This window comes from Paraburkholderia sp. BL10I2N1 (assembly GCF_004361815.1).
GTDB lineage: Bacteria > Pseudomonadota > Gammaproteobacteria > Burkholderiales > Burkholderiaceae > Paraburkholderia.
Genome location: NZ_SNWA01000002.1, coordinates 937,709 through 961,054 on the forward strand (window position 1 = coordinate 937,709; position 23,346 = coordinate 961,054).

The 23,346-nt window shown below is 61.9% G+C and carries 22 protein-coding genes and 3 pseudogenes; 11 read left to right on the forward strand and 14 right to left on the reverse strand.

From position 1 onward, the window contains the following. Positions 1–88: 88 nt before the first annotated feature. On the reverse strand, positions 89–1,498 hold the full coding sequence (locus B0G77_RS26210) for an ATP-binding protein (RefSeq protein WP_133664930.1): 1,410 nt from the start codon (positions 1,496–1,498) through the stop codon (positions 89–91). 7 nt (positions 1,499–1,505) lie between these two features. Next, positions 1,506–3,173, reverse strand: a complete 1,668-nt coding sequence (locus B0G77_RS26215) for an FAD-dependent oxidoreductase (RefSeq protein ID WP_133664931.1) — start codon at positions 3,171–3,173, stop codon at positions 1,506–1,508. A gap of 176 nt (positions 3,174–3,349) precedes the next feature. Here B0G77_RS26215 and B0G77_RS26220 point away from each other — a divergent pair, with 176 nt between their 5' ends. After that, entirely contained in the window at positions 3,350–3,703 is a 354-nt protein-coding gene (locus tag B0G77_RS26220; protein ID WP_133664932.1) for a hypothetical protein, read from the forward strand. A gap of 160 nt (positions 3,704–3,863) precedes the next feature. Here B0G77_RS26220 and B0G77_RS26225 read toward each other — a convergent pair whose 3' ends face one another. The 4 genes from B0G77_RS26225 to B0G77_RS26240 all read right to left on the reverse strand — a co-directional run bounded on the left by B0G77_RS26225 (position 3,864) and on the right by B0G77_RS26240 (position 6,925). Next, a complete protein-coding gene (locus B0G77_RS26225; protein ID WP_133664933.1) occupies positions 3,864–4,652 on the reverse strand; it encodes an anti-sigma factor in 789 nt (262 codons plus the stop codon). After that, positions 4,652–5,191, reverse strand: coding sequence for a sigma-70 family RNA polymerase sigma factor (locus B0G77_RS26230; protein ID WP_133664934.1), 540 nt, complete (start codon positions 5,189–5,191; stop codon positions 4,652–4,654). Before B0G77_RS26230 ends, B0G77_RS26225 begins: the two co-directional genes overlap by 1 nt. Positions 5,192–5,599: 408 nt before the next feature. Continuing rightward, entirely contained in the window at positions 5,600–5,944 is a 345-nt protein-coding gene (locus tag B0G77_RS26235; protein ID WP_133664935.1) for a cupredoxin family copper-binding protein, read from the reverse strand. 36 nt (positions 5,945–5,980) lie between these two features. After that, positions 5,981–6,925, reverse strand: a complete 945-nt coding sequence (locus B0G77_RS26240; protein ID WP_133664936.1) for a metallophosphoesterase — start codon at positions 6,923–6,925, stop codon at positions 5,981–5,983. A gap of 594 nt (positions 6,926–7,519) precedes the next feature. Between B0G77_RS26240 and B0G77_RS26245 the strand changes: the two genes are divergently transcribed. The 3 genes from B0G77_RS26245 to B0G77_RS26255 all read left to right on the forward strand — a co-directional run bounded on the left by B0G77_RS26245 (position 7,520) and on the right by B0G77_RS26255 (position 9,004). Beyond that, the gene (locus B0G77_RS26245; protein WP_133664937.1) at positions 7,520–7,783 is read left to right on the forward strand and encodes a hypothetical protein; all 264 of its coding nucleotides are present in this window, start codon (positions 7,520–7,522) and stop codon (positions 7,781–7,783) included. 41 nt (positions 7,784–7,824) lie between these two features. After that, positions 7,825–8,574 carry a hypothetical protein gene (locus B0G77_RS26250; RefSeq protein ID WP_133664938.1) on the forward strand — a complete coding sequence of 250 codons (750 nt, stop codon included), beginning with the start codon at positions 7,825–7,827 and terminating at the stop codon, positions 8,572–8,574. Positions 8,575–8,758: 184 nt separating this feature from the next. Continuing rightward, positions 8,759–9,004, forward strand: a complete 246-nt coding sequence (locus B0G77_RS26255; protein ID WP_133664939.1) for a hypothetical protein — start codon at positions 8,759–8,761, stop codon at positions 9,002–9,004. 595 nt (positions 9,005–9,599) lie between these two features. Here the strand turns inward: B0G77_RS26255 and B0G77_RS26260 are convergent. Beyond that, positions 9,600–10,193, reverse strand: coding sequence for a helix-turn-helix transcriptional regulator (locus B0G77_RS26260; protein ID WP_133664940.1), 594 nt, complete (start codon positions 10,191–10,193; stop codon positions 9,600–9,602). 121 nt (positions 10,194–10,314) lie between these two features. Here B0G77_RS26260 and B0G77_RS26265 point away from each other — a divergent pair, with 121 nt between their 5' ends. The 4 genes and pseudogenes from B0G77_RS26265 to B0G77_RS26280 all read left to right on the forward strand — a co-directional run. Then, positions 10,315–11,043 (forward strand): SDR family oxidoreductase, encoded by a 729-nt coding sequence (locus B0G77_RS26265; RefSeq protein WP_133664941.1) that lies wholly within the window; start codon positions 10,315–10,317, stop codon positions 11,041–11,043. 2 nt (positions 11,044–11,045) lie between these two features. Further along, on the forward strand, positions 11,046–12,143 hold the full coding sequence (locus tag B0G77_RS26270; RefSeq protein WP_133664942.1) for an S-adenosylmethionine:tRNA ribosyltransferase-isomerase: 1,098 nt from the start codon (positions 11,046–11,048) through the stop codon (positions 12,141–12,143). Positions 12,144–12,354: 211 nt separating this feature from the next. Further along, on the forward strand, positions 12,355–13,287 hold the full coding sequence (locus B0G77_RS26275; protein ID WP_133664943.1) for a hypothetical protein: 933 nt from the start codon (positions 12,355–12,357) through the stop codon (positions 13,285–13,287). Positions 13,288–13,405: 118 nt separating this feature from the next. Then, positions 13,406–13,786, forward strand: a pseudogene (locus B0G77_RS26280) (LysR substrate-binding domain-containing protein); the annotation flags it as partial. Between the two features lie 165 nt (positions 13,787–13,951). Here B0G77_RS26280 and B0G77_RS26285 read toward each other — a convergent pair. From B0G77_RS26285 to B0G77_RS26295, 3 genes are read right to left on the reverse strand one after another with little or no spacing between them, the layout of a single operon-like run. Beyond that, entirely contained in the window at positions 13,952–15,205 is a 1,254-nt protein-coding gene (locus tag B0G77_RS26285; RefSeq protein ID WP_133664944.1) for a patatin-like phospholipase family protein, read from the reverse strand. 10 nt (positions 15,206–15,215) lie between these two features. Continuing rightward, positions 15,216–15,998 carry a 3-hydroxybutyrate dehydrogenase gene (locus B0G77_RS26290; RefSeq protein ID WP_133664945.1) on the reverse strand — a complete coding sequence of 261 codons (783 nt, stop codon included), beginning with the start codon at positions 15,996–15,998 and terminating at the stop codon, positions 15,216–15,218. Between the two features lie 32 nt (positions 15,999–16,030). Then, positions 16,031–16,810, reverse strand: a complete 780-nt coding sequence (locus B0G77_RS26295; RefSeq protein WP_133664946.1) for an acetoacetate decarboxylase — start codon at positions 16,808–16,810, stop codon at positions 16,031–16,033. A 743-nt stretch (positions 16,811–17,553) separates the two neighbouring features. On the opposite strand from B0G77_RS26295, the gene B0G77_RS26300 reads away from it, so the two are divergent. Continuing rightward, a complete protein-coding gene (locus B0G77_RS26300; protein ID WP_133664947.1) occupies positions 17,554–18,015 on the forward strand; it encodes a (2Fe-2S)-binding protein in 462 nt (153 codons plus the stop codon). Between the two features lie 3 nt (positions 18,016–18,018). Further along, positions 18,019–20,211 carry a xanthine dehydrogenase family protein molybdopterin-binding subunit gene (locus B0G77_RS26305; protein WP_133664948.1) on the forward strand — a complete coding sequence of 731 codons (2,193 nt, stop codon included), beginning with the start codon at positions 18,019–18,021 and terminating at the stop codon, positions 20,209–20,211. Positions 20,212–20,517: 306 nt separating this feature from the next. Here B0G77_RS26305 and B0G77_RS26310 read toward each other — a convergent pair whose 3' ends face one another. The 4 genes and pseudogenes from B0G77_RS26310 to B0G77_RS26325 form a co-directional block, all read right to left on the reverse strand. Continuing rightward, entirely contained in the window at positions 20,518–20,973 is a 456-nt protein-coding gene (locus B0G77_RS26310) for a universal stress protein (protein WP_133664949.1), read from the reverse strand. Positions 20,974–21,073: 100 nt separating this feature from the next. Further along, positions 21,074–21,245, reverse strand: a pseudogene (locus B0G77_RS26315) (IS5/IS1182 family transposase); the annotation flags it as partial. After that, a pseudogene (locus B0G77_RS26320) lies at positions 21,241–21,677 on the reverse strand (carboxymuconolactone decarboxylase family protein). The pseudogenes B0G77_RS26315 and B0G77_RS26320, both read right to left, overlap by 5 nt. 229 nt (positions 21,678–21,906) lie before the next feature. Further along, positions 21,907–22,380, reverse strand: coding sequence for a DUF4863 family protein (locus tag B0G77_RS26325; RefSeq protein ID WP_347814206.1), 474 nt, complete (start codon positions 22,378–22,380; stop codon positions 21,907–21,909). Positions 22,381–22,401: 21 nt separating this feature from the next. Here B0G77_RS26325 and B0G77_RS26330 point away from each other — a divergent pair, with 21 nt between their 5' ends. Then, positions 22,402–23,280: an AraC family transcriptional regulator gene (locus B0G77_RS26330; protein WP_133664951.1), complete on the forward strand. Its 879-nt coding sequence runs from the start codon at positions 22,402–22,404 to the stop codon at positions 23,278–23,280. Positions 23,281–23,346: the final 66 nt, after the last annotated feature.

Sequence of the window (23,346 nt, forward strand, 5' to 3'; positions counted from 1 at the left end):
GATCGGGCCGCACAGCCACCCGCGCAATCGCCGCGGCCATCGCAACGTCGGGAAACCCGAATCGCAGGCCGGAAAGACGTCAGGAAACTCACAGGGGCACGCCAGCTGCGCCCTGCAAGACAAGCGGCAGCCGCACCCGAAACGTCGTCTCTCCCGGCTGCGACTCCACATTGATCGCCCCGTTATGCCGGTTGACGATGATCCGGTATGCAATGTCGAGGCCGAGGCCGCTGCCCTTGCCGAGCGGCTTCGTCGTGAAGAACGGCTCGAACAGCCGCGGCCGGATCTCGAGCGGAATGCCCGGCCCGCTGTCGGTGATCTCGACGACGACGCTGTCGCCGTCCCGGCACGTACGGATCGTCAGGTCGCCGCGACCCTCCATTGCGTCTGCGGCATTGTCGACGATGTTGGTCCACACCTGATTGAGTTCGCTACCGTAGACCGCCAGCCGCGGCAGGGTGCGATCGTAGTCACGTGTGACCGTGATGCCATGCTTGAGCTTATAGCGCATGATCATCAGCGTGTCCTCGATGCCCTCGTGGATGTCAACTTCCTGCAGCGGTGCCTGGTCCATGTACGAGTACGCCTTCATCGCCTTGACGATCTCCGAGATCCGGCCTGCGCCGCGCCACGCTTCGTCGGCGAGGAAACCCAGTTCGAGCGTCACGGCCAGCCAGCGGATCGCCGCGGAGAACTGCACGGGGCTCAGGCGTCCGGCAAGCGCGGCGAGATCATCCGGCGCGATCCCGGCCGCCGCGAGACACGGCGCCACCAGCCACGGTCTCGCGATGCCGCGCTCCGACAGCCAGTCGCCGAGCCGGTCTTCCGCTTCGTTTTGACGCAACGGTTCCTGCGTCGCCGTCCCCGCCGTCGACACACGGCGGGCTACCCACGCGTCGAGCTCGCCCATTACGTCGGCCGGCACCGCGCTGTCCATGAAGATGCGGACCGTCTCACCCAATGTGCCGACCGTCTCGCGGGCGTGGTGCGCCGCTCGCGCGACGGCTGCAGCGGGATTGTTCAGCTCGTGCGCAAGGCCGGCGGCAAGCGTGCCCAATGCCGCCAGCTTCTCGCGTGCGAGGATAAAAGTGTCATACGCGTTGATACGCGCGAACATCGAACGGAAGATCATCTTGCTGAACGGCTCGCAGTCCATCAGCAATGTGCGGAACGTCGCCTCCGGAAGCAACACGACACGGCAGTGCGACCCTGCCGTGAAGGTCAGCGGCACCGGGATTCCCGCAAGCAGCGACGCTTCGGCAATCGACACCGGCGCCGGCCGGCGGTCATCGAAGACCTGTTGTGAGCCCACCCGTTTCCAGGTCAGCAACTCGCCTTCGACAAGCACGTAGTGCCCCGCCGGATGTTGCCCTTCATGCAGCAGCACGTCTCCCTTCGCGAGCTCGAACTCGCTCACGTTGCCGGCCAGCCATTGCCGCTGTTCGGGCGAGAGCGTGGCGAACAGCGGCATCTCGAACAGCGCCCGCAGATCGCTCATAGTTTGCTCACAGGTTGGCCAGGTACTGGTGGATGAAGTGCACGCTGATCGAGCCTTCCCCGACGGCCGCCGCGACGCGCTTGATGGAATCCGCGCGCACGTCGCCGGCTGCGAAGACCCCGGGGACGCTCGTCTCCAGCAGGAACGGTTCGCGCTCGAGCTGCCAGGCGGACGCGGCCGAGCGCCGGCCTTCCTTCAGCAGCGTGCGGCCGGTCACGAGAAAGCCGTGTTCATCGCGTTCGACGACGCCTTCCAGCCAGTCCGTGCAAGGCACCGCGCCCGTGAAGACGAACAGGCCGCTCGCCGGGACGACCTCGGTGCTGCCGGTATTGAGGTCGCGCAGCGTGATTTCCGCGAGGTGGCCTTGCCCCGCCACGGCCTCGACGACCGTGCACGGTCGTACCCGGATGTTCGGCGTCTCGTCGATCTGTTCGAGCAGGTAGCGCGACATGCTCGCGCTCAGTTCCGATCCCCGATACAGCAGCGTCACCGTGCGCGCGTACTTGCTGAGAACGATCGCGCCCTGCCCGGCCGAGTTGCCTGCGCCGACCACATACAGGTCCTGGTTCGCACAGGCGAGCGCCTCGGACATGACTGCGCCGTAGTACACGCCGGCCCCGGTCAATGCCTCGATGCCCGCGGCCTCGAGCCTGCGGTATGACACGCCACTCGCGACCACCAGCGCGAGGCAGCTCACTTCGGCACCGTCGGACAGTTTGACGAATTTGTAGGGCGCCTCGATGCGCAGCCCGACCACCTCCCTCGTCAGAATCATTTCGGCACCGAAGCGCTTCGCCTGCGTCAATGCGCGCCGCGACAACTCCGCGCCGCTGACCCCGGCGGGAAAGCCGAGATAGTTGTCAATGTGCGAACTGGTGCCGGCCTGACCGCCGGGCGCTTCGCGTTCGACGATCGCGACGCGCAATCCTTCCGATGCGCCGTAGACCGCCGCCGCGAGCCCGGCCGGGCCGCCGCCGACGATCGCGAGGTCGTAGAACGGCGTCGTCGAGTGCGTGCTGATGCCGACCTGCTCGGCGAGAAGTGCGCTGCTGGGCCGGCTCAGCACGGTCCCGTCCTCGAAGATCAGCACCGGGAGCTGCCGCAGCGACGGGCTCACGGAGTCGAGCAGCGCGTCGGCCTCGACGTTGCGTTCGACATCGACCCAGCGATAGGGGATATGGTTGCGCGCCATGAAATCGCGCAACTGGTGCCCCTGCGGCGACCACCGGTGATCGATCAGCCGCACGCCCTGAAATGCCGGGTGGAACGAAGCCTGCCAGTCGTTCAGCAGATCGTCGAGCACCGGGTAAAAGTTCTGTTCCGGCGGGTGCCACGGTTTGAGCAGGTAGTGATCGAGATGCACGGTGTTGATCGCCCGGATCGCCGCATCGGTGTCGGCGTAGGCGGTCAGAAGCACGCGCTTGGCCTCCGGGAACAACGCGATCGCCCGCTCGAGGAATTCGATGCCGCTCATCTGTGGCATGCGCTGGTCCGCGAGAAACAGCGCCACCGGGCGGTCCTGCACGCGCAGTTCCTGGGCCGCCGCGAGCGCTGCCTGTCCGGAGTCGGCGCGCACGATCTGGTAATGCTCCCCATACGCGAGCCGCAGGTCGCGCGCGACCGCCCCGACCACGGCTGGGTCGTCGTCGACGGCGATGATGACGGGCTTTTCCATCGCGTTAAGCGTGCAACTGGATACGGGCCATTGCGCACGTTGCGCCGCCCTACCTCACTGAATCAACATTCTAGACCGTCCCGGCACCAATTGATCGTGCAACCGGTCGCATTGATGAAGCGGGCCTTCCTGTGACGGGTCGCCGTATTCGGCACGTAAACCATACAGATAGCTCGGTGCGACAGGCCACTGGTAAACGTCAATCTGGCGGTTCCCGGCTGATTTTGCCGTGCAACTGCCGTCGGCCCCGCGGCGATAAAATCGACGAGGCGGTAGCGATCAACTACGTGGGGTTTCAGGAGTTAGCAACCATGGAATGGACAGACGCACGACCCGTAGTGCCCGGCTACTACTGGGTGCGGTTTACGGACGACCGGTCGCCGAAGCAAACCATCGGGGAAGTCGCAGACGTGCCCGGAAACGGTTCACGGCAGTTGGTTGTGATCCTTCTCGGCGACGACGAAATATTGGAACTGGACGATCCGTTCTTCGACCTCGCACTGTTTGCTGGACCGATGGAACCGCCGTGATGGAATGACCGCACGCCCGCGATTCAGCACTGGATCGCGCGGCTGATCGGGCCGGGCCATCGGCTTCTGCGCGGGATCCTGCTGCAACGGATGACGACAAGATCGTTCTGGTTCGCGCGTCGCATGGAGACACGCCGCAAGCCTGCTCGCATTGCGCCAGCTACGAAGCGGGATGGGCAAGCAGATTCGTGACGAAGCCGTTCAGTTCGGTTTCACCAGCATCGGTGATCGCCCAGTAGTTCATCCCTGCCGCACTCCAGTGAGCGAGGTGATAGCCCTGCTGCTGATGGATGTGAGGAGGCGGGGCGCCCGCGTCGTTGCCCGGCCACACATAAAGATTGATCGGATGCAGCTTGTAGCGATAGACCATCACAGCTACCGACCGCCCATTGAGGTAGTCGAGCCGGCCGCCGACCAGCGGATACCCCTGCTGCGCAAGATCGACCACAGGCGGCGCGAAGTCCAGCTTGCCGTCGAACCACGGCTTGACCGTATGCCGGTCGGTTGAAACCACATCCGAGAGGTGATTGAACTGCAGCGAGCGAATATGGTCGTCCACGAGTTCCTGCGTCAGGCGCGTCTCACCCGACGGCGCCGAGAGGTACAGGCCAGCGCTCCACGTGAGCGCAATGACACTGAAAGCCATCGCGCCAACCGGTGCCCAGCCCAATGACCGCCCGCTTGCCGTCCCGGCGAACCGGTCGACCAGCCGCTCCCACAGCGAGCGCCGGACCGGCAACGCGGCCTTGATACGCTTCACCAGTTCAGCCGGCGCGTCCACGCGCAAATCCGCCTGCCTGAGTTGGGCACTGACGCTGCGTTGCTGCTCATAGGCCTGCTGACACTGCTTGCAGCCGGCAAGATGGCGCTCGAATTCGAGCGACTCCGACAGGCTCAACTCCCGGTCGATATAGCCTGGCAGCAGTTCAAACGCCTGTTCGTGATCCATCACGCCTCCTGACCCGTCGGTGCGAGCAGCGCCGCGAGTTGCTGGCGTCCGCGCCCGAGGCGAGACATCACCGTACCCATCGGGATGCCCACGATATCGGCGATTTCCTTGTACGACAATTCTTCCAGCTCCCGCAACACGATCACCTCCCGGTATTCCAGACGGAGCCCCTGCAACGCCTTGTGCACCCGCTTCTGGCTCTGGCTGCGGATGAGCATCGCTTCAGGACTGTCGTCATGGTCTGCGGTACTCGACTCAAGGCTATGCATGTTTTCCTCGAACTCCGTGGTATCCGCAGCATGCCCCCGGTTCCGCTGATGCCAGGTGTAGAAGGTATTGCGCACGATGCTCAATAGCCACGCGCGGGCATCCTCGCCGCGGAATCCACCAAAAAACCTGAATGCGCGAAGGTAAGCTTCTTGCACCACGTCCTGGGCATCCTGATCGTTATGCGTCAGCCATCGCGCGACATTGAACGCCGAATTCATATGAGGCAAAACGAGCGTCTCGAAGCGCCGCGCAAGATCTGGATCGGCCATTGTCAAATCCCTGCAGTAACCGCATTCCGCGACCGACAGTGATCAGACCGCCGGCACGTCACTTTTATTACCGGACCGACAAAATGGCTCCGTACTACTCCGTGATTTTACCCATACCCACCCGCCGAATACCCCGCGATCCAATCCGCCGTCACCGTCCGATTTGCCGCAAGCCGACGCGCTCGGCGGCGCTTCAGTCAAGGCCGAGCCGACCAGCTTCGATAACCGCTCTCATCCGACGTCCTCCGCCTTTCGCGGATCATCCAAAGTCAGCAGTCGCGATCCACATCCAAGGGAATGGAGTGATCGCCGCCAGGATCGCGCAGTCGATTTCGCGAGCACCGCGCCCCGAGCCCTCCTCCGAACCGTTGCGCAACTTCTGGCGGCACTGCCTCCAGCCGGGCACATCTACTGGACGGTAATCGTCTCCTTCATGGTCGGGTGTATGCCGCAGAATACCTTGTAGACACCCGGTTTATCGAACTTGAACTGGAAGGTATCGTTCTGATCAAGCGCGGCCGAGTGAAAGATTCCGGCGTCGTTGACAACCGTGTGGGGTTCGCCATCGAGATTCTTCCACGTCACGGTCGAGCCGGCTTTGATGGTGAGCGACATGGGCGAGAACATGAAGTTCTTGATCACGACGGCACTGGACTCCTGCGCCTGCACGACGGAGAAATCTGCGGATGCCGCCATGAGCATCCCAAACCCGAGGGAGACAATGATGGCGCGGCGAAGGATGATGGTTAGCATGACATGGTTCCTGGCTGGTGAGTACCGTGTGTCGATTCAGACGAGCGTCGTGTCGGCGAGCGTCGTTCTGAGGGGATGGCGCATGATCTTGATGCTGGTCACGCCGAGCATCCTCGGCAGTTCATCGCTCGCCACTTTCAGCGGTCCAGGTCCGGGGCCGTTGCCGGCCGTCGGTTGCGGATAGGCCGTTGAGCGCGCTGTATGGAAGGTGATATTGCCCTCCACCTTCGACACGATCTGATGGATATGCCCATTCAGTACCGTGACCGAGCCGAAACGCTTCAGATAGCTCATCGCCTGGCCAGCATCGCCTGTGCCCCAACCCCATGGTTCGTAAATCGTCCACATCGGCATGTGCGCGAAGACGACAATCGGCGTGCTGGAAGAGCGACCTTTCAGATCGCTTTCAAGCCAGGCGAGTTGGTCATCGCCAAGCCCCCCCAAACCGTTTGGCTTGAAATGCATGACGTTGACGAGACCGACAAAGTGCACGCCGTTGTGATCGAAGCTGTAATAGCCTTTGTTGCCGGAGGCTTGACCGAAACGGTTGAAGTATTCAGTTCCAGCCCCGTCGGTCACGTCGTGCTCGCCGGGCACGGTATGCAACTCGGTGATATTCAGGCCCGACATCAATTGGGCCGCGAGGTCGAACTCCTCCGGTTTGGAAAGATGCGTAATGTCGCCGGTGTGAATCGTCAGCGCCGGCTTGAACGGCATCGCGTTGACGAAGTCGATCGTCTGCTTGAACGTGCCCGCGACATCCGGATTGGCTTCCTTGTTGAAGCCAATATGACTGTCGCTGATCTGCAGGAACAGGGGGACGCCCGAGGCAGCTGACGAATCCTTCGCCGTTGCTGCGAGGGCCAATTCCACCGGCGTAAGAACACCGCCGGCCAGGACAAACACAGTGCCCACGCCACCGAAGGCGAGGCATTTCAACGCGCCGCGGCGCGACGGATCGGATGGAAGATCTGACGACATATAGCCCTCACGATTAGGTTGAGGAGGTAGACCGCCGGATCATTCAACGGGCCTCCCGATTGGGTTCGAGAGCAAGACTGTCGGGTCATCCGTTTTATTCCCGCCTGCGCGACATTTCGAATGTGCCCGTGGGTTCGGTCGCCCTCGTGCTTCTTTTGAAGACCCGGGAATATCCGGCGACGAAACTACGTCTACCCATTGCATACCGCACAACACACTCAGAGGCTTGCAATGAGTAGATCTTCCATGGTCGCCATTTCTGTCACCGTGATCGCGTCGTCAGGCGGATGTGCTCAAGGCAAGGTCCGGACGGAAGTCTCCCATGACCTGATCGATGCGCAGCAGACTGGTCTGAACTACGGCACCAAAACCTCGCCTCCAGACGTCAACCGATATCGCCGCACAAGTTGCCCCCATGATGCAGCAGCATGTCGCCCAACAAGACGCAGCCAGCAAAGACACAAGCGGTAGCACTTCGCTCAGTATGGCTAATTAAGTATGTCCGTGATTTAGACATGCTCAGTCGATGCGATCCCTCGCCTGAGCCTGGAAAGGTCCGCAGGCCGGTCCCTCGTTCCCGAAGGAGAAATGCAAATGAATCAGATCGATCTTCGCGACAACCCGATCCCCGACGCGCAAAGCGCCACCACAGCCCGTTTCCACCGGAAGGCGACCAGACTTCCAGGTTCGCGCTGCCGCCTCGCAGAAAAGAACGCTTCCTCGCGCATTCGCCGGGCGGTCGGGATCGCTGCCGTGTTCGCGGGACTGATGGTCGCGGGATGCACGTCGCTACCCCAGACCGGCAGCAATGAATGCGTAGGCCCAGTCAGCTATTGCCAACTGTTTTTCGGTTCCTGAGTAGCAGCTCGCCTCACGTCTGATATCAAGGAGAAACTAGCGTGCAACTGACTCTGCGCCGTTTGCAGCTTGGATCAGGTGTCGTGCTGTTGATCTATCTCTTTCTCCACCTGCTCAACCATACACTCGGAATCTGGTCTCTGGATCTTGCCGGACGCGGCCTCACATTGGCGCTGCACCTCTGGCATAGCGTGCCAGGAACGATCCTGCTGTATGGCTCGGCCTCCCTGCATTTCGCACTGGCTCTGCACACGATCTATATGCGCCGCTACTGGGCCCTGCCGCCCGCCGAATGGATACGCATTTGGGCGGGACTCAGCCTCCCTCTACTGCTCATCCGCCATGCCGTGACGACCCGACTCGCGGCTTCGCTTTATGGCTTCGAACCTAACTATGAGCGGATCGTGATTTCGCTGATCACGAGCGGCACGCAAGGCTTGCAACTTGCGCTGCTCGCCCCTGGGTGGATACACGGTTGCCTCGGACTGTGGTTCCGGTTGCGCAAGTATGCAATGGTGCGACGCGCGAAGCCCGCGCTGTTTGCACTACTCGTCCTTCTACCACTGCTGTCCGCGGTCGGCTTCTTGCGGATGATGCGCGCCGTCGCGGCAATGCATGCCATCCTTCCTGCGCCTGATCCGAAACTGGTCGCACATCAGCTCGCACTGGACGCATGGCGTCACAATCTTGTCGTCCTCTACCTGTCGCTGATCGTCAGCGCTTTCGTGGCTGGCCAGTTGCGCAACTGGTTTGACCGTCGACGAATGCGCAAAGCGTCGCTCAATGCCTAACTCGCAGCGTTAAAGACAATGTGGGTAAGCCCGCACTGATGGCGGTGGACGTGAGCATAAGCAGACACGAAAGCTGGCCCCGTGCTACCCACGCCTTTCACTCGCCTATGGAAGTCTTTGCGCGCATGCTCGAGATCTCCACGCAAACACCTTCAACCCTTCATTAACCTGTTGCATTTCGGTTTTGAAACCGCCAAGTGTAAGCGGTTCGCAAACCAGCACGAATCTGCTTTCTGTCGGCGCCACTCGCCGCGCAACCGGCGGCGGCTGCGAAGCGGCGGCGTCGTCTTCTTCGTCGTCCTCGTCGACCAGTTCGACGGACTCGAACCTGCTGTTGTCGGCGCTCGAGGCGGCGTTGTCGGCGCTTGGGATTAGCAGCACGGTCGACCACGGCTGCGTCGGGTACGTCGAGCACGACGGCTGCTTCTAGCTCGTCCAGCACCGCAGCCTCATCCACCTCTTCCACCTCGTCCACCAGCGATTCGTCGTCAACCAGTTCGGTTTCCGGGGCGCTGCAGGCCTTTCTCGGGGCGCTGTTTCAGGCACTAGGGTCGCTACAGCAACCGGGCAATAGTGACGGCTCCAACTCTAATAGCACGAGCGGTTCGACGAACTCGATCGCTACTTCTTCCTATGGGGATATTGGCGGGGCGCTGAATGCGCTCGCACAGGAACTCGGGTCCGGCAGCACGACAAGTTCGAGTGCTGCGTCCAGTACCTCGGATGCAAGTAGCAGTTCTTCTTCGTCTTCTTCGCAGATGTCGACGCTGGAGACGGATTTTCAGTCTCTGTTGAGTTCACTCGGCGATAGCAACTCGGCCACGTCGTTGCAGTCGTTTGTGCAGACGCTCGCGAACAACCTCAAGGGAAACTCGCATATGCAAACGGTTGGGAGCCTGGTGTCGACTACGGCTTAAGGTAACGGAAGTACCGGCGGCTTTTCGTCCTTCCTGACGACTCCATCAGGAAGGACGGATGGGTCCGCTTTCACCGCAAGCGCCCATTCGAAGGCCGCATGAGGTTGGTTAGATGCCCGCTTTCGCCAGTATCACGATCGATACGCCCAACGCCTTGCGCTGCGCATCCTCGTTACGATATGAATGCGGCACGTGCCCGGGAAACGCCAGCACGTCACCGGCAACGAGTCCGTGCCGCTCGCCGGCGACGAACACGGCGACCCTCCCTTCGAGACACGTGAAGTACTCGCGCGTGCCCGGCAGATGGGGGGTGCCGCGCATATAGGCGCCGGGCGCGAATGCCATCGTATCGAGAATGCTGTCGGGCACCGGCTCGGGAACCAGCGGCCGGATCGTCAAGCCGCTGCCGCGATTCTGCGCGGAGATGTCCTCCGCCGACCACTTGCGCACCTTCGCGCGCGGCGACGCAAGCAGTTCGTCAAGCGGCGCACCGAGCGCACCGGCCACCTTCATCAGCACCGTCAGCGACGGATTGCCTTCACCCGATTCCAGATTGGCGAGCGTCGAACGCGGCACGCCCGACGCCTTCGCCAGCCCTTCCTGTGTCAACGCGCGGGCGTGCCGCAGCGCCACCAGGTTGCGGGCCAGGTGCTGGGCCGCGTGAGCGATTTCATCGGCCGCTTCATGAGAGGTCTCGTCCATCGTATCGACTTTCTGACAAGAAATTGGACATCGCACTGGGACAGGCGACGGGTCATCTTTATTATCAGGCCATCTGGAAGGCGCCGCTGACGCGCGTCCCGCCCGCGACTGGAGAACCTGCATGACCGATTCGGACAGAAACCTTGACGGCGTTCGCGTTGCCCTCACGGGCGGCACGTCGGGACTCGGCCTCGCGTTAATGGACGAGTTGCTCGCCCGCGGCGCAACAGTGGCCTTCGTCGCCCGTCATGCGCAACGGGTCGCCTCGGTTGCGGCCACACGCACGAAAGTCGCCGGCATCGTCGGCGACATAGCAATGAAAGATGACATCTATCCGCTAGCGTTGCAGATCACTGGCGTGCTGGGCGGCGTCGATGTGCTGGTGAACAATGCCTCGTCGCTCGGGCCGGTGCCGCTCGCGCTTTTTGCAGACACCAACTGCGAACACTTCGAATCCGCACTGGCGACAAATGTGCTCGGCCCGTTCCGGCTGACCAAGGCATTGCTGGGTTCGCTCGCGGCGGCCGCGCGAGAGCGCGGTGGCGCCGTCGTGCTGAACGTATCGAGCGATGCTGCCGTTGAGCCGTACCCGACATGGGGCGCCTACGGCGCAAGCAAGGCGGCGCTGCGCCAGATGTCCCGCATCTGGAGTATCGAGCTTGCCCCCCAGCGGATTCGGATGCTGTCCCTCGACCCGGGTGACATGGATACGCCATTGCATGCGCTCGCCGCGCCCGGTGCCGATCCCGCGACATTGAAGCGCCCCGCCGACGCGGCACGAGAGTTTGCCGACGCGATTGCGTCGGCATTGCATGAGTTGCGCAATTCCGCCACGCATGGGAGATCGTGACGATGCGCGCGGCCACGCTGCCGATTCAACGCCCTGACGGTGCGCGACTGCTTGTCGTCGATCGTGCCGGGCACATCGAACATCGTGCGCGATGCGCACTCGCCACATTTCTTCGTGCGGACGATTGCGTGATCGCAAACGATGCCGCGACGCTGCCTGCAAGTCTCCATGGCATTCACGACCGGACGGGCGAAACGATCGAAGTGCGGCTGGCGGGACGGCCTTCGCTCGCCCCGGACGAGGTCGCGCGCTTCAGCGCGATCATGTTCGGCGCCGGTGACTTCCGTACGCCGACCGAAGCGCGGGCCGCCCCACCCACGCTTTTGCCTGGCGACCGGCTGACGCTCGGCCCGCTGACGGCAACCGTCGTCCGGATTCTCGATCATCCGCGCTTCGTCGAACTGCGCTTCGACGGCAGCGCCGTGCACATCTGGCACGCGTTCGCGCTGCACGGCAGGCCGGTCCAGTACGCACATCTGGACAGCGCGCTCTCGCTGTGGGACGTATGGACACCGATCGCCGCGCAGCCCGTGGCGTTCGAGCCGCCGTCGGCCGGCTTCGTGCTTGACTGGCGCACCGTCGAAAGCCTGCGCGCGCGCCGCATTCCGTTCGCGACATTGACGCATGCAGCCGGCCTCTCATCGACAGGCGATGCTGGGCTCGATCGCCGTTTGCCGTTCGACGAACCCTATCGGATTCCGGCCGCAACTGCCGCGTTGATCGAAGCGACACGCGCCCGGCAAGGACGCGTCGTAGCGATCGGCACGACGGTCGTGCGCGCGCTCGAGCATGCGGCCAGCGTGGATGGCATCGTCCATGCCGGCGACGGGATAGCCACGCAACGAATCGGACCGGACACGCGCTTGCGTATAGTCGACGTTATTGTGTCCGGCACGCATGAACCCGGTTCGAGTCACTACGAGTTGCTACGCGCGTTCGCAGACTGCGCGACGCTTGCCCGCGTGACGATCGCGTTCGAAGCCCACCAGTATCGGACGCATGAATTCGGTGATTCGGTGTGGATCGAACGGCGCAAGGACGACATGCCGCATACGAAAGTGGGCGCGCCGTGTTACTGCGTGCAGTACGCAATGTGCTGATCTGGCCACCGCATGTCGTGGCGGCTACCTTACCAGCCGCCGCGCGCCTATCCCCACGCCGCCCTCCACGTCGATCACGAACTGACAAACGTTCACGAAATTCTCGCGCACCTGGAGTAGTCTGTCGGGAGCTGGTTCAGCAGCAAGGATCCTACGGATCCACTCCGGCGTTACGACGACAGCTCTATTGACCAGATGGAGGGTACTTTCTATGGCTACGAAGAATGACGGTACGTTGTATGTCCTGCAGGCACGTCCAGCGGCGATCATCGCTCTGTCACCGGACGGTTCACACGAGGTCGTTATCGCGAACCTTACGCGCACGCCCGACGGCATCAAGGTCGATGCTGAAAGCCAGGTGGTCTACTGGACCAACATGGGAAGCGGCATCCATCTGGTCGACGGCGATCCGGCTTCCGGCGCGGTTCCCCCGAACGACGGCACGATCGAGCGCGCGAAGCTCGACGGAAGCGAGCATCTTGTGCTCGTGCCTTCCGGTATGGCCGGAACGCCCAAGGAACTCGTGCTGGACAAGGAAGGCGGCCACCTTTATTGGTGCGATCGCGAAGGCATGCGCGTCATGCGCGCGCGGCTGGACGGCACGGAGGTGACGGAACTCGTCCGCACCGGGAATTTTCCCGAGGATACGGGCGACGCGACCCGCCATTGCGTAGGCATCGTATTGGACAAGGCAAACGGGCACGTCTACTGGACGCAAAAGGGAGCGCCGGATGCCGGAGAGGGCCGCATTTTCAGGGCGGGCATTGAACTGCCGCCTGGTGCGACACCCGATCGGCGCCCGGATGTCGAATGTTTGCTGGCCGATCTGCCCGAGCCGATCGATCTCGATATCGATCACCACGGGACCATGCTTTACTGGACGGATCGTGGCGACGATACGCACGACGGAAATACACTGAATCGCGCAAGAATCACGGCGTCCGGACTGGTCGATCGCGAGGTGCTCGCCCGCGAGTTGGACGAGGGGATTGGCGTTTCTCTCGACTTACGGGGGCGCCGCGCATTTGTGACCGATCTGGGCGGCAACGTGCGCGAGCTGAACATCGATACGAAGCATGAGTCGCATTTCACCACCGTGGCTCATCTGGGCGTGCTGACCGGTATCGACTACGCCGACTTCTGAGTCGGATCCCCCAGGACTGCCCGGGACGTATCCGGGCAGTCTTGTCATGTCGACGCCGATTGTCACGCTAGCGCCCATTACCCGTTGGCCTGCGGCGGAAATTCCGGCATCACGCGTCTTCCGCAAAAGCCACCCGCTCGCGGTATCGGGCCTGACGACGAAGGCCTTCCTGAATGCAGAGCATGTCTCCATCGTTGCTGAAGGCACTGGCCATGGGATGGTCGATACTGCGATTCAGCGCGCAGGCGTGGAAAGAAACGTGCGGCTACGCGTCCCCCACTTCGTAGCTGTTGGGCACATTCTGCAGACAACAGACTTGATCGCTGTGGTCCCGGAGGCATACGCCAGCCGAACCCTCGCGCCGTTCGATCTGTTGAGCGCTCCTTGTCCGGTCAAGATTCCCGACATCACGGTCAACGCCTTGTGGCACGCGAGAAATCATCGCGATCCGAGTAATCAATGGCTGCGTCAACTCGTGTTCGATGAGTTCTCCCTGTAGGTCGCACTCGATCGGTCCTCAGTTTGCCCTGCCGTCCCATTGGTCGGGCAGGGATAACCGCATCGACACTTGACTGCTGCATCCATCCACTATGGGTATGAGACGACGATCGCAATCCTGATGTTTCGCGTGGCGCAGCCGAATCCGGCGAGCCCCCGCGTTAGTTCACGCCGCGACTTTTCGTTCCGCGCCGAGAGGCAATTCAGGCATGTCACGGTCAGAGTGCGGCAGAGAGCCAAGCCTGCGATGAACGTCATGCGTCACGAAACCCTGTTCACGGGTCGGCACATCGAACCACTCCCGGTGAGCAAACGAATCGCGGATGTCTTCGAGACCGCTCTCCCAGTGCTCCTGCATCGTGTCGACGCTGAATTCGTAGTCCTTGTAGTGCCCCTCATAAGGCTTGTTCTTGTAGATGAGATGCACCACATTGATCGCGCTGCCGTCGGCCGCTTCTTCGGCGAGCCGGAATAGTGGATCGGTCCTGCGCAGATTGGGTGGAACATGCGCAAGCAACTCCTTGATGAAACGTGCATGCTTCTGACGATCCGCCAGCATGCTGGTAATCGCCCGCGTGCGGCTCGAGTACTGGATGTCTTTGGCACGCTCCGACACATCGAGGAAATCCCCAGGCGCATTGCCTCTCGCGCTCCACAGATCTACCTGAAATACCAGCGCATCCTTGTGGTCCGCGTCGCGAAGCACTTCAGTCAGCGGTGTGTTGGAAACCAGGCCGCCGTCCCAGTAGTACTCGCCGTCGATCTCGACCGCCGGAAAACCTGGCGGCAACGCCCCCGACGCCATGAAATGCTCCGGTTCCAGACGCATTTTCTTGTTGTCGAAGTACACCAGATTGCCGGTCCGCACGTTCACCGCGCCTACCGAAACACGGATGTCGCCATCATTGATCCGATCGAAATCGGCAAACTTCAACAGCGTTTCCCTCAGCGCGGCCGTGTTGTAGTAACTGACCACGTTGGGGCTTTGCTTGCCGAAACCCGCCATCGGCAACGGAACACGAGGCGAGAAAAAGCCCGGCTGGCCCTCAGTCAACGCACGCCCGGCTGCCCACATACTGCCCCACTTGCGCGACAGGTCGTGCAAGCCGAATCCGGGCAGCGTCCAGGCGCCCAGGCCGCCTAACCAGTCGAGCGGATGGCAGATCGAATTCCAGAAGCCGCGTAAGGCTTCCACGCGTTTCTCCGGTGCATTCCCGGCAACGATCGCGGTGTTCAGCGCGCCAATCGACACGCCGGCGATCCAGTTCGGGTGCACTCCGGCCTCGGCCAGGCCTTCGTAGACGCCTGCCTGGTAAGACCCGAGCGCGCCGCCGCCTTGAAGCACCAGGGCAATTTCGTCGTAGCGCGGCAGCACGAACGCATCCGGCTGCCGATTAGCTCTTTTTGTACTGCTGCGCATAGGCGACCCCTTATTGCATTGACCAGCCGTGGCTGACGATCACGGATTGTCCAGTAAGCGCAGATGATTCGAAGCCCGCAAGGAATGCAACCGTATTGGCGACGTCCTCGACCGTGGTGAATTCGCCATCGACGGTTTCCTTGAGCATCACGTTCTTCACGACTTCGTCTTCGGAGATACGCAGCGCCTTGGCCTGCTCGGGAACCTGCTTGTCGACGAGCGGTGTGCGCACAAAGCCCGGGCACACCACGTTCGCCCGCACGCCGCGCGGGCCGCCTTCCTTCGCGACCACCCGGGCCAGTCCCAGCAAACCATGTTTGGCCGTCACATAGGCAGACTTCAGCTTCGACGCCTCATGCGAATGCACCGACCCCATGTAGACGATCGAGCTGCCCTTGCCGCCTGCGTACATGTGTTTGATCGCCGCCTTCGTGGTGAAGAAGGCGCCATCCAGATGGATCGCCAACATCTTCTTCCAGTCTGAGAACGCATAGTCCTCAATGGGAGCGACGATCTGGATGCCCGCGTTCGACACGAGCACATCGAGGCTGCCGAGTTCCTTCACCGCGCGTTCAATGCCGCTATTGACCGCTTCTTCGCTGGTGACATCCATTGCGACTGCCAACGCCTTGCCGCCCGCCGCAACGATGCTGCTGGCTACCTTCTGGGCGTTCTCGAGATTCAGGTCGGCGATCACCACCGCGGCGCCGAGACTCGCGAGTTTGCGAGCGCACTGCTCGCCGATACCACTTGCTGCACCGGTCACAAGCGCGACTTTTTTGTTCAAAGACATGTTGCTTTCCTTCCTTATCAGTTCCCGGATCGTTATTGATTCACCGCGAGTTTCACGTTCTCGCTTGAGGCCAGATAATCGAGCGCAACCTCGCCGATATCCAGCGTGAGATTGGCGATCACATGCCGCGCGCCGACCACCCGCTTCACCGGCAGATCGGCGACGGGCGCCAGGGCGTGCGGATGCAGTTCAAGCGCGGCCGGACCTGTCCATGCACCGAGGACGTTCACGTCGCGCAAATAGAAGCGCACCAGTTCGCACACGCGCAGTGAACCGTCAACATGCGGTATCACCTTCAAGAGGTAATTCGGTGTGTCCGCAAGCTTCTTGCGTTCGAGTTCCAGATCAAGCGGCGCATGCTTGAAGCCCATCGTGCCGGTTGCGATCCGTTGTGTGCCGTAATCGAGCGTGCCGAGCAGCGTGTCGTTGCCATCGACGCTCAAGGTCGGTTTCGCCAGTTTCTTCGGAAAACCCCAGATTTCCCGGCCACCGGCGATCGGGCCTTCGTCATCGAGGTACATCGAATGGGTGTAGTTGCCGAGGCGCCCTTGCTGGTCTCGCACCGAGATGACCTGACCGCTTTCGGTGTAGTCACCGAAACCCGACGAGTCCGGCATACGAATGAATTCGTAATGTACGAGATGGTTTTCCGGATGCAAGGGCTCCGGCACGATGGCGCGCAGCGCATCGAAATCGGTCTCGTACGAAATGATGAAGTATTCGCGATTGATGAAGCGGTACGGCGGGCGGGGATAGGCGGGATTGTGAACAGGCATCGCAAAGGCGTCTTTGCGGATCGAAGAAATGTTCATGAAACTCCTGATGACGGGCAGCGCATAGCGCGCCTGAGAAATAGTAGAGGCAATGCTCACGCGATGTGAACGGCAGTTTCCCCAAAACACCGTTTCCCAAAATGCAACACTGCCACTGGAACTTTGGCTGCATCATGCAACTCAGTGCACGTTGAAATACGCCATGAGCGGGAGACGCAGCCCCGGAAAGACAGTTCCTTCGAAGATATGTCTCGTTGCGCTATGGCCTGACAGCGAGGGGGAACGCTGGTGCACGAAAGAGGGAATCGACACGAGTCTCACACCCAACCACCTCGGTCCTGGTTGATGATGTCCGCTCATCCGCGACAAATGAACATCGCGGACATCCGCTTCATGCGCGACGACCAATGGGCCTCAAAGCGTATGCGATCTGCTCTTCCTTGTACTTGCTCTTCTATACGAGCATGACCTCCGGGTCGAAATTTCCGCACCATGCCGGAGTTTCCAACTCTGACCGGACCGGTTTTCTGGATCAAACTCAGTGCCGCCCACAGAATCAGGCAAGACTTCCAGAGTTTCCGAACAACCGAAAAACCTTGGCTTGAGTCAAACTCGGACAGGTTTCCACTGCTTCGCCAGAGCCCCGCACGCCATGGCCACGACAGCAGTGGCAACCGCAGCGGCCGCTTCGCCGCGGTTCTCCGGCCGCGCTCAACACCGGTCGCGAGACAATGCCCAAGGCATACGCGATACCAGAACCCGAATCACACGCGGAGTCATCGATGTCCACCACCCTGATTCTCAACGGCAAGTCCACCACGCTGGACGCCGATCCCAATATGCCGCTGCTATGGGCGATCCGCGAAGTCGCGGGTCTGCACGGCACGAAGTTCGGTTGCGGCATGGCGCAATGCGGCGCGTGCACGGTCCATCTCGAAGGACAGCCGATACGCTCGTGCATCACGCCGCTGTCCGCTGTCGAGGGACGCCATATCACCACGATCGAAGGTCTGCAGGGCAAGCCGGCCAAAGCGGTGCAGGCCGCGTGGGTCAAGCTGCAGGTCCCGCAGTGCGGCTACTGCCAGTCCGGTCAGATCATGTCCGCCGCCGCGCTGCTAGTGCAAAACCCGGCGCCCACCGATGCCGACATCGACGCTGCGATGAGCGGCAACATCTGTCGCTGTGCGACCTACACGCGCATTCGCGCGGCGATCCACGCCGCCGCCGACACGATCAAGGGGTGAGCGATGACGACCGATATTGTTGAAATGCAGAGCCCGTCGCGGCGCACGTTCCTCAAGGGCGCCGGCACGGCGGCCGCGCTGGCGTTGACCATTGGCTTCGAATGGGGCGGCTCGTCCCGGCGCGCCGTCGCTGCGGAGACAACCGGCGGCACGTTCGCCCCCAATGCGTTTCTGCGGGTCGGCGCCGACGACAGCGTGACCGTGATCGCCAAGCACGTGGAGATGGGCCAAGGCGCCTACACGGGCATCGCGACAATCGTCGCCGAGGAACTCGATGCGGACTGGGCGCACGTTCGCGTCGAAAGCGCGCCCGCCGATGCGAAACGCTATGCGAATCTTGCGTTCGGCACGATGCAGGGGACGGGCGGCAGTTCGGCAATGGCCAATTCGTGGACGCAGCTCCGCGAGGCCGGAGCCAAGGCTCGCGTGATGTTGGTCGCGGCCGCCGCGAAGCAGTGGCAAGTGCCGGCTTCCGAGCTGCGCACAGAGCGCGGCTCCGTTTATCACGACGCGAGCGGAAAGCGAGCAACGTACGGATCGCTCGCGTCGGCGGCGGCCACGCTGCCGGTGCCGGAAAAAGCCGCACTCAAGGACCCTCGAAACTTCCGGCTGATCGGCACCCAGGCCCCCCGGATCGACGTGCCGCCGAAAACCGACGGCACTGCGCAGTTCACGATCGACGTCACCTTCCCCGGCATGCTGGTCGCGCTGATGCAGCGCCCGCCACTGTTCGGTGCGACCGTGCGGTCCTTCGATGCGTCGGCGGCAAAATCGGTGCCTGGCGTAGTGGACGTGGTGCAGGTTCCGCGGGGCGTCGCGGTCGTGGCGAAGAGCTTCTGGGCGGCGAAGCAGGGCCGCGACGCGCTTAAGGTGGAATGGGACGACTCGCACACGGAAAAGCGCAGCTCGGCGGACATCATGGCCGACTACCGCCGGATCGCTGAAAAGCCGGGCCTTCCCGCACGCGTGGAAGGAGACGCGTCGAAGGCGATTGAGGGGGCAGCGCGCAAGCTCTCCGCGAGCTACGAATTCCCGTACCTGGCCCACGCGCCGATGGAGCCGCTCGACGCGGTCGTGAAGCTGACCGCCAATAGTTGTGAGATCTGGGCGGGCGACCAGTTCCAGACTGTTGATCAGGCGAACGCGGCGCACGCGGCGGGCCTGCAGCCGCAGCAGGTCAGCATTCACACGCTGTACGCGGGCGGCAGCTTTGGCCGGCGCGCCAATCCGGGATCGGACTACATTGTTGAAGCGGTGTCGATCGCGAAAGCGCTAGGCGCGAACGGCACGCCAGTCAAGCTCCAGTGGACACGCGAGGACGACATCCACGGCGGTCTCTACCGCCCGATGTATTTCCACAAGCTCGAGGCGGGGCTGACTCGCGATGGCAAGCTGGTGGGCTGGCGGCATGTGATCGTCGGGCAGTCGATCGTCGCGGACACGCCGTTTGCGGCGATGGTCAAGAACGGGATCGACTCGACTTCAGTGGAAGGCGCCGCGAACATCGCATATGCGATTCCCAACGTCTCGGTCGAGCTTTCGACGACGCGCACTGGCGTGCCCGTCCTGTGGTGGCGGGTCGTAGGCAGTTCGCACACGGCATTCGCTGTCGAAGCATTCATCGACGAAGCGGCGCACGCGGCGGGCCAGGATCCATTCAGGTTCCGACGCAACCTGCTCGCGCATCAGCCCCGCATGCAAGCCGTGCTCGATCTGGCAGCCGAGCGAGCTGGCTGGAGCAGTGCGCCTCTGCCGCCCGGCAAAGGTCGCGGAATTGCGGTAGCCGAAGCGTTCCACACGTTCGTCGCGCAGGTTGCCGAAGTCTCCGTCGACAAGGACGGGAAGGTCAAGGTCGACCGGGTCGTCTGCGCGGTAGACTGCGGCACCGCGATCAACCCCGACGTGATTGCCGCGCAGATAGAAGGCGGCATCGGCTTCGGGCTCGGAGCCATGCTGTATGGCGCGATCACGTTGAAGGACGGTCGGATCGTGCAGAACAATTTCGACGGCTACCAGGTGCTGCGGATCGACGCGATGCCGAAGGTCGAGGTGCATATCGTGCCTTCGACGGAAGCGCCTACCGGCATCGGCGAGCCTGGTGTGGCGCCCATTGGGCCCGCTGTCGCCAATGCGATTTTCGCGGCCACCGGCAAGCGGGTCTACGCGCTGCCGTTTGCAACGCAAAGCCAGGCCTGAAGCAGGCGGTCAAGAGAGTCGGTCGTGTGAAGGTTGGATCGGGGTCGTCGGCACGGCCCTGGTTCGGCGGTCGGCGTTGCAATCGTCGCAAAGCGTGAGCATCGTTTTGCCCTCCTCTTCGGATGTTTGCAACCCGTCAGATGCTTACTCCTGCTTTGGGCTACTGAGAATGCGTGCTGGCGCCGCTCGTTTGTGGCTCACCTGTTCGTCCGGATAGCGGCAAGCACAGGTCGCCGGATTGAAGCGTGATTTTCATCTGCTGGATAGGCTACAGGAATTGGCTACCACCTGACCAGGGTCATGAGGTTAGCCCTTCTCCCGGGTTTCGATCAGTACCGCACAGGGCGACTTTTCGATGACTTTTCCGCAGGTCGACGGGTTGGCCCAGCGGCGTAGCCGTGACAAATGGTGATGTCCCATCACAATGACCTCCGCAGTCAGCAGCCGGGCTTGTTCGATGACGACGTCGGGCGGATTTCCCGCGCAGAGGTGCCGTTCCACCGTGAGATTCCGTTCGGCAAGCTGTGAGGCTCCGGCAGCCAGGATGGATTGTGCGAAAGATGTCTGCGCGTGTGCGGGCGGATAGGTCAGGCCATCGGGCGCGACACCGCTTTCGCAACCGGGAGGTAACGCATAGGATGGGTCGACAACGTATAGAAGGTGTACGGTTGCCGTACCTGGCGCCGCCACGCGGCTGGCCAGGTCAATGACGTGGACACTCTGGGATGAGCCGTCCAGCGGAACGAGAAGGATATTGAACATGGCTGGAAATAAGGTCAGAAGTGGTGGACGGCGGATGCCAGCGGTGATGAGGAAGGCGGTGGCGGTTGACTGGGAATGTTGCTTTCTCAGGGTACCCCGCGTACGCGAGCACGTGCAAGCTCATTCTCCGTGCTCACCCTCTCGATGGTCCGTGTCAGGAAATGAGTGGCGCGCACACTTGCCTTGATCGTGTTGAATCGATGCTCGACATTCTGTCGCCGGATACGCATCATCTCAGGGGCATGATCGAGTCGCGGCTGCGCCTGCTCAAGCCGGTATCTTGCGGAAGGAAATCGCAAAACGATTCCAGCTATTGATCGCCGAAACGAGCAATGTCAGGTCGACGATCTCCTCGCCGCTGAAATGCGGCTTGACGGCTTCCCAACCACGTCGGGCACGTGGTCCTGCGACACGAGTGTGACGGCTTCCGTCCATTCCAGCGCGGCGCGTTCGCGGTCCGAGAAGAACGGCGTTTCGCGCCAGACGACCACGGCCGCCAGTCGGCGATCGGTCTCGCCTCCCTTGCGCGCATCGGTCGCGTGCGTGTCGACGCAGAAGGCGCATCCGTTGATCTGCGACGCGCGCAGGCGGACCAGTTCGGTGAGGGACATTTCAAGCGATGACTTGCCGATCTGGTCCTCGAGCGCGAGCGGGGTCTTGATCGCATTCGGGTTGGCCTTATAAAAATCGAGACGTTGTTCCATGATTCTGTTCCTGGGGACGGTTTAGAGAAAAGTGAGGTCGCTGCACTCGACCGACTTACATGTCCGACATCGCGCACAACGGTTGCGGTGTTTTGTCGTGCGATCTATGGGCGCAGCAGTTCCTCACGCGACTTCGTGAAATCTGTGTCGAATTACGCGAGGACCGCTGCAGGTTTATCTGGAAGGCGAGTCGGATCATCGAGGCTTCATACGGACCTGCCTGAGCGCTTCAAAGCTGCGGAGGTTTGACGTCGAGTGCAATCCGTCCGGCGGGCAGAAAAGTGAGTGAGATGACAGCGCCACCCTTGACTTCCGGAAAGTGGTGGCTGCCCGGCGCGGGTACCGTCCAGCCGCCATAACACCAGCCGTTCGGACCTGCGAGCGCAGCGCCTTTATTGAGCGGTACTATCAGATTGAACTCGCCGTATGGATGCAAGTGATAGCCGCCACGGAAGCTGCCTTCGGGGTTGTTCTGGGAGTTATCCGTGCTGTCCAACAGCACCGCTGTGACGCTGAAAAAGAACGACTCCGCGCAGGGCGTAACGAGAAGTGAACGGCGATAACGCGGGCCAGCGAGTTCGCCGTCAGCCGCCCAGCCCTCCTTCACGCCGAGGGTAATCAGTCGCGACAGGTCCTGGTACAACTCGCTTTCAACGCCATATTCCATATTCAGCCGTCGCTCGACCTCGATGCTCGGGGTCAGATCTTTGACCTGGTCAAAAGCGTGCTTTCGGCCCGCTTTGAGGCCGCCGGTCCTTGGGCCCTGCGATTTCCCGCCTATCGTCATGTCAAATTCGGCGGAGTGGTCAAGGGCGATCGATGGGTATGGATTGAAGGCGTCACCGCGCCCGCGAAAATGGAAGAGGGAGACTTCTGTCTCCTCACTGACGGATCGCCCTACTGTTTTGCCAGCGCTCCCGGCGTGGAACTGCAAGACGGGGAGAAGGTGTTTGCCAGTCACCAGGGGGCGGATGGGATTGTTCGCTATGGACGGGGACAAATGCGCACGATCAGCGTCGGAGGAGCCTTCCAGTTCGACGGTGACATGAGCGGCTTGCTGCTCAATTTGCTGCCCCCACTGGTTCTCGTTTCCGCGGATTCTCCGGATGTCAGATCGTTGAGTGCGGCCCTCGAATTGATCAGGGCAGAGACAGAGTCAGTTCGGCCTGGAGCCGCAGCGATGGCGGGCAGCATCGCGAATATTGTGCTGGTGAACATCCTGCGGGCTCATCTTGCCGCCAGCCCGAGGTCGGCGGGCTGGCTGGGCGCGTTGTCGGATCCAAGGATCGGCTCCGCCCTAAGGATGGTGCATGAAGAAATAGCACGTCGCTGGAAGGTGGAGGAACTGGCGTTGAAGGTTGGCATGTCCCGCACGGCGTTCATTGAGCGCTTCAAGGATCTCGTGGGGTTGCCTCCAGTGGAATATCTGATCCGCTGGCGCATGACGATGGCCAGGGATGCCCTGAAAACGGGCGACGACAATCTCTCGAGCATCGCCGCCGCCGTCGGCTACGCGTCCGAAACCACTTTTAGTTCGACTTTCAAAAGGATGTTTGGTCAGAGCCCCAGCCGGTATCGCTCGGAAGCACGAAGCAAGGTTTGAATGCCACGGGCAGGGTTTCCGCGCTGATAGCCACCACACTGCTGGATGGACCTGGCAGGCATCGGT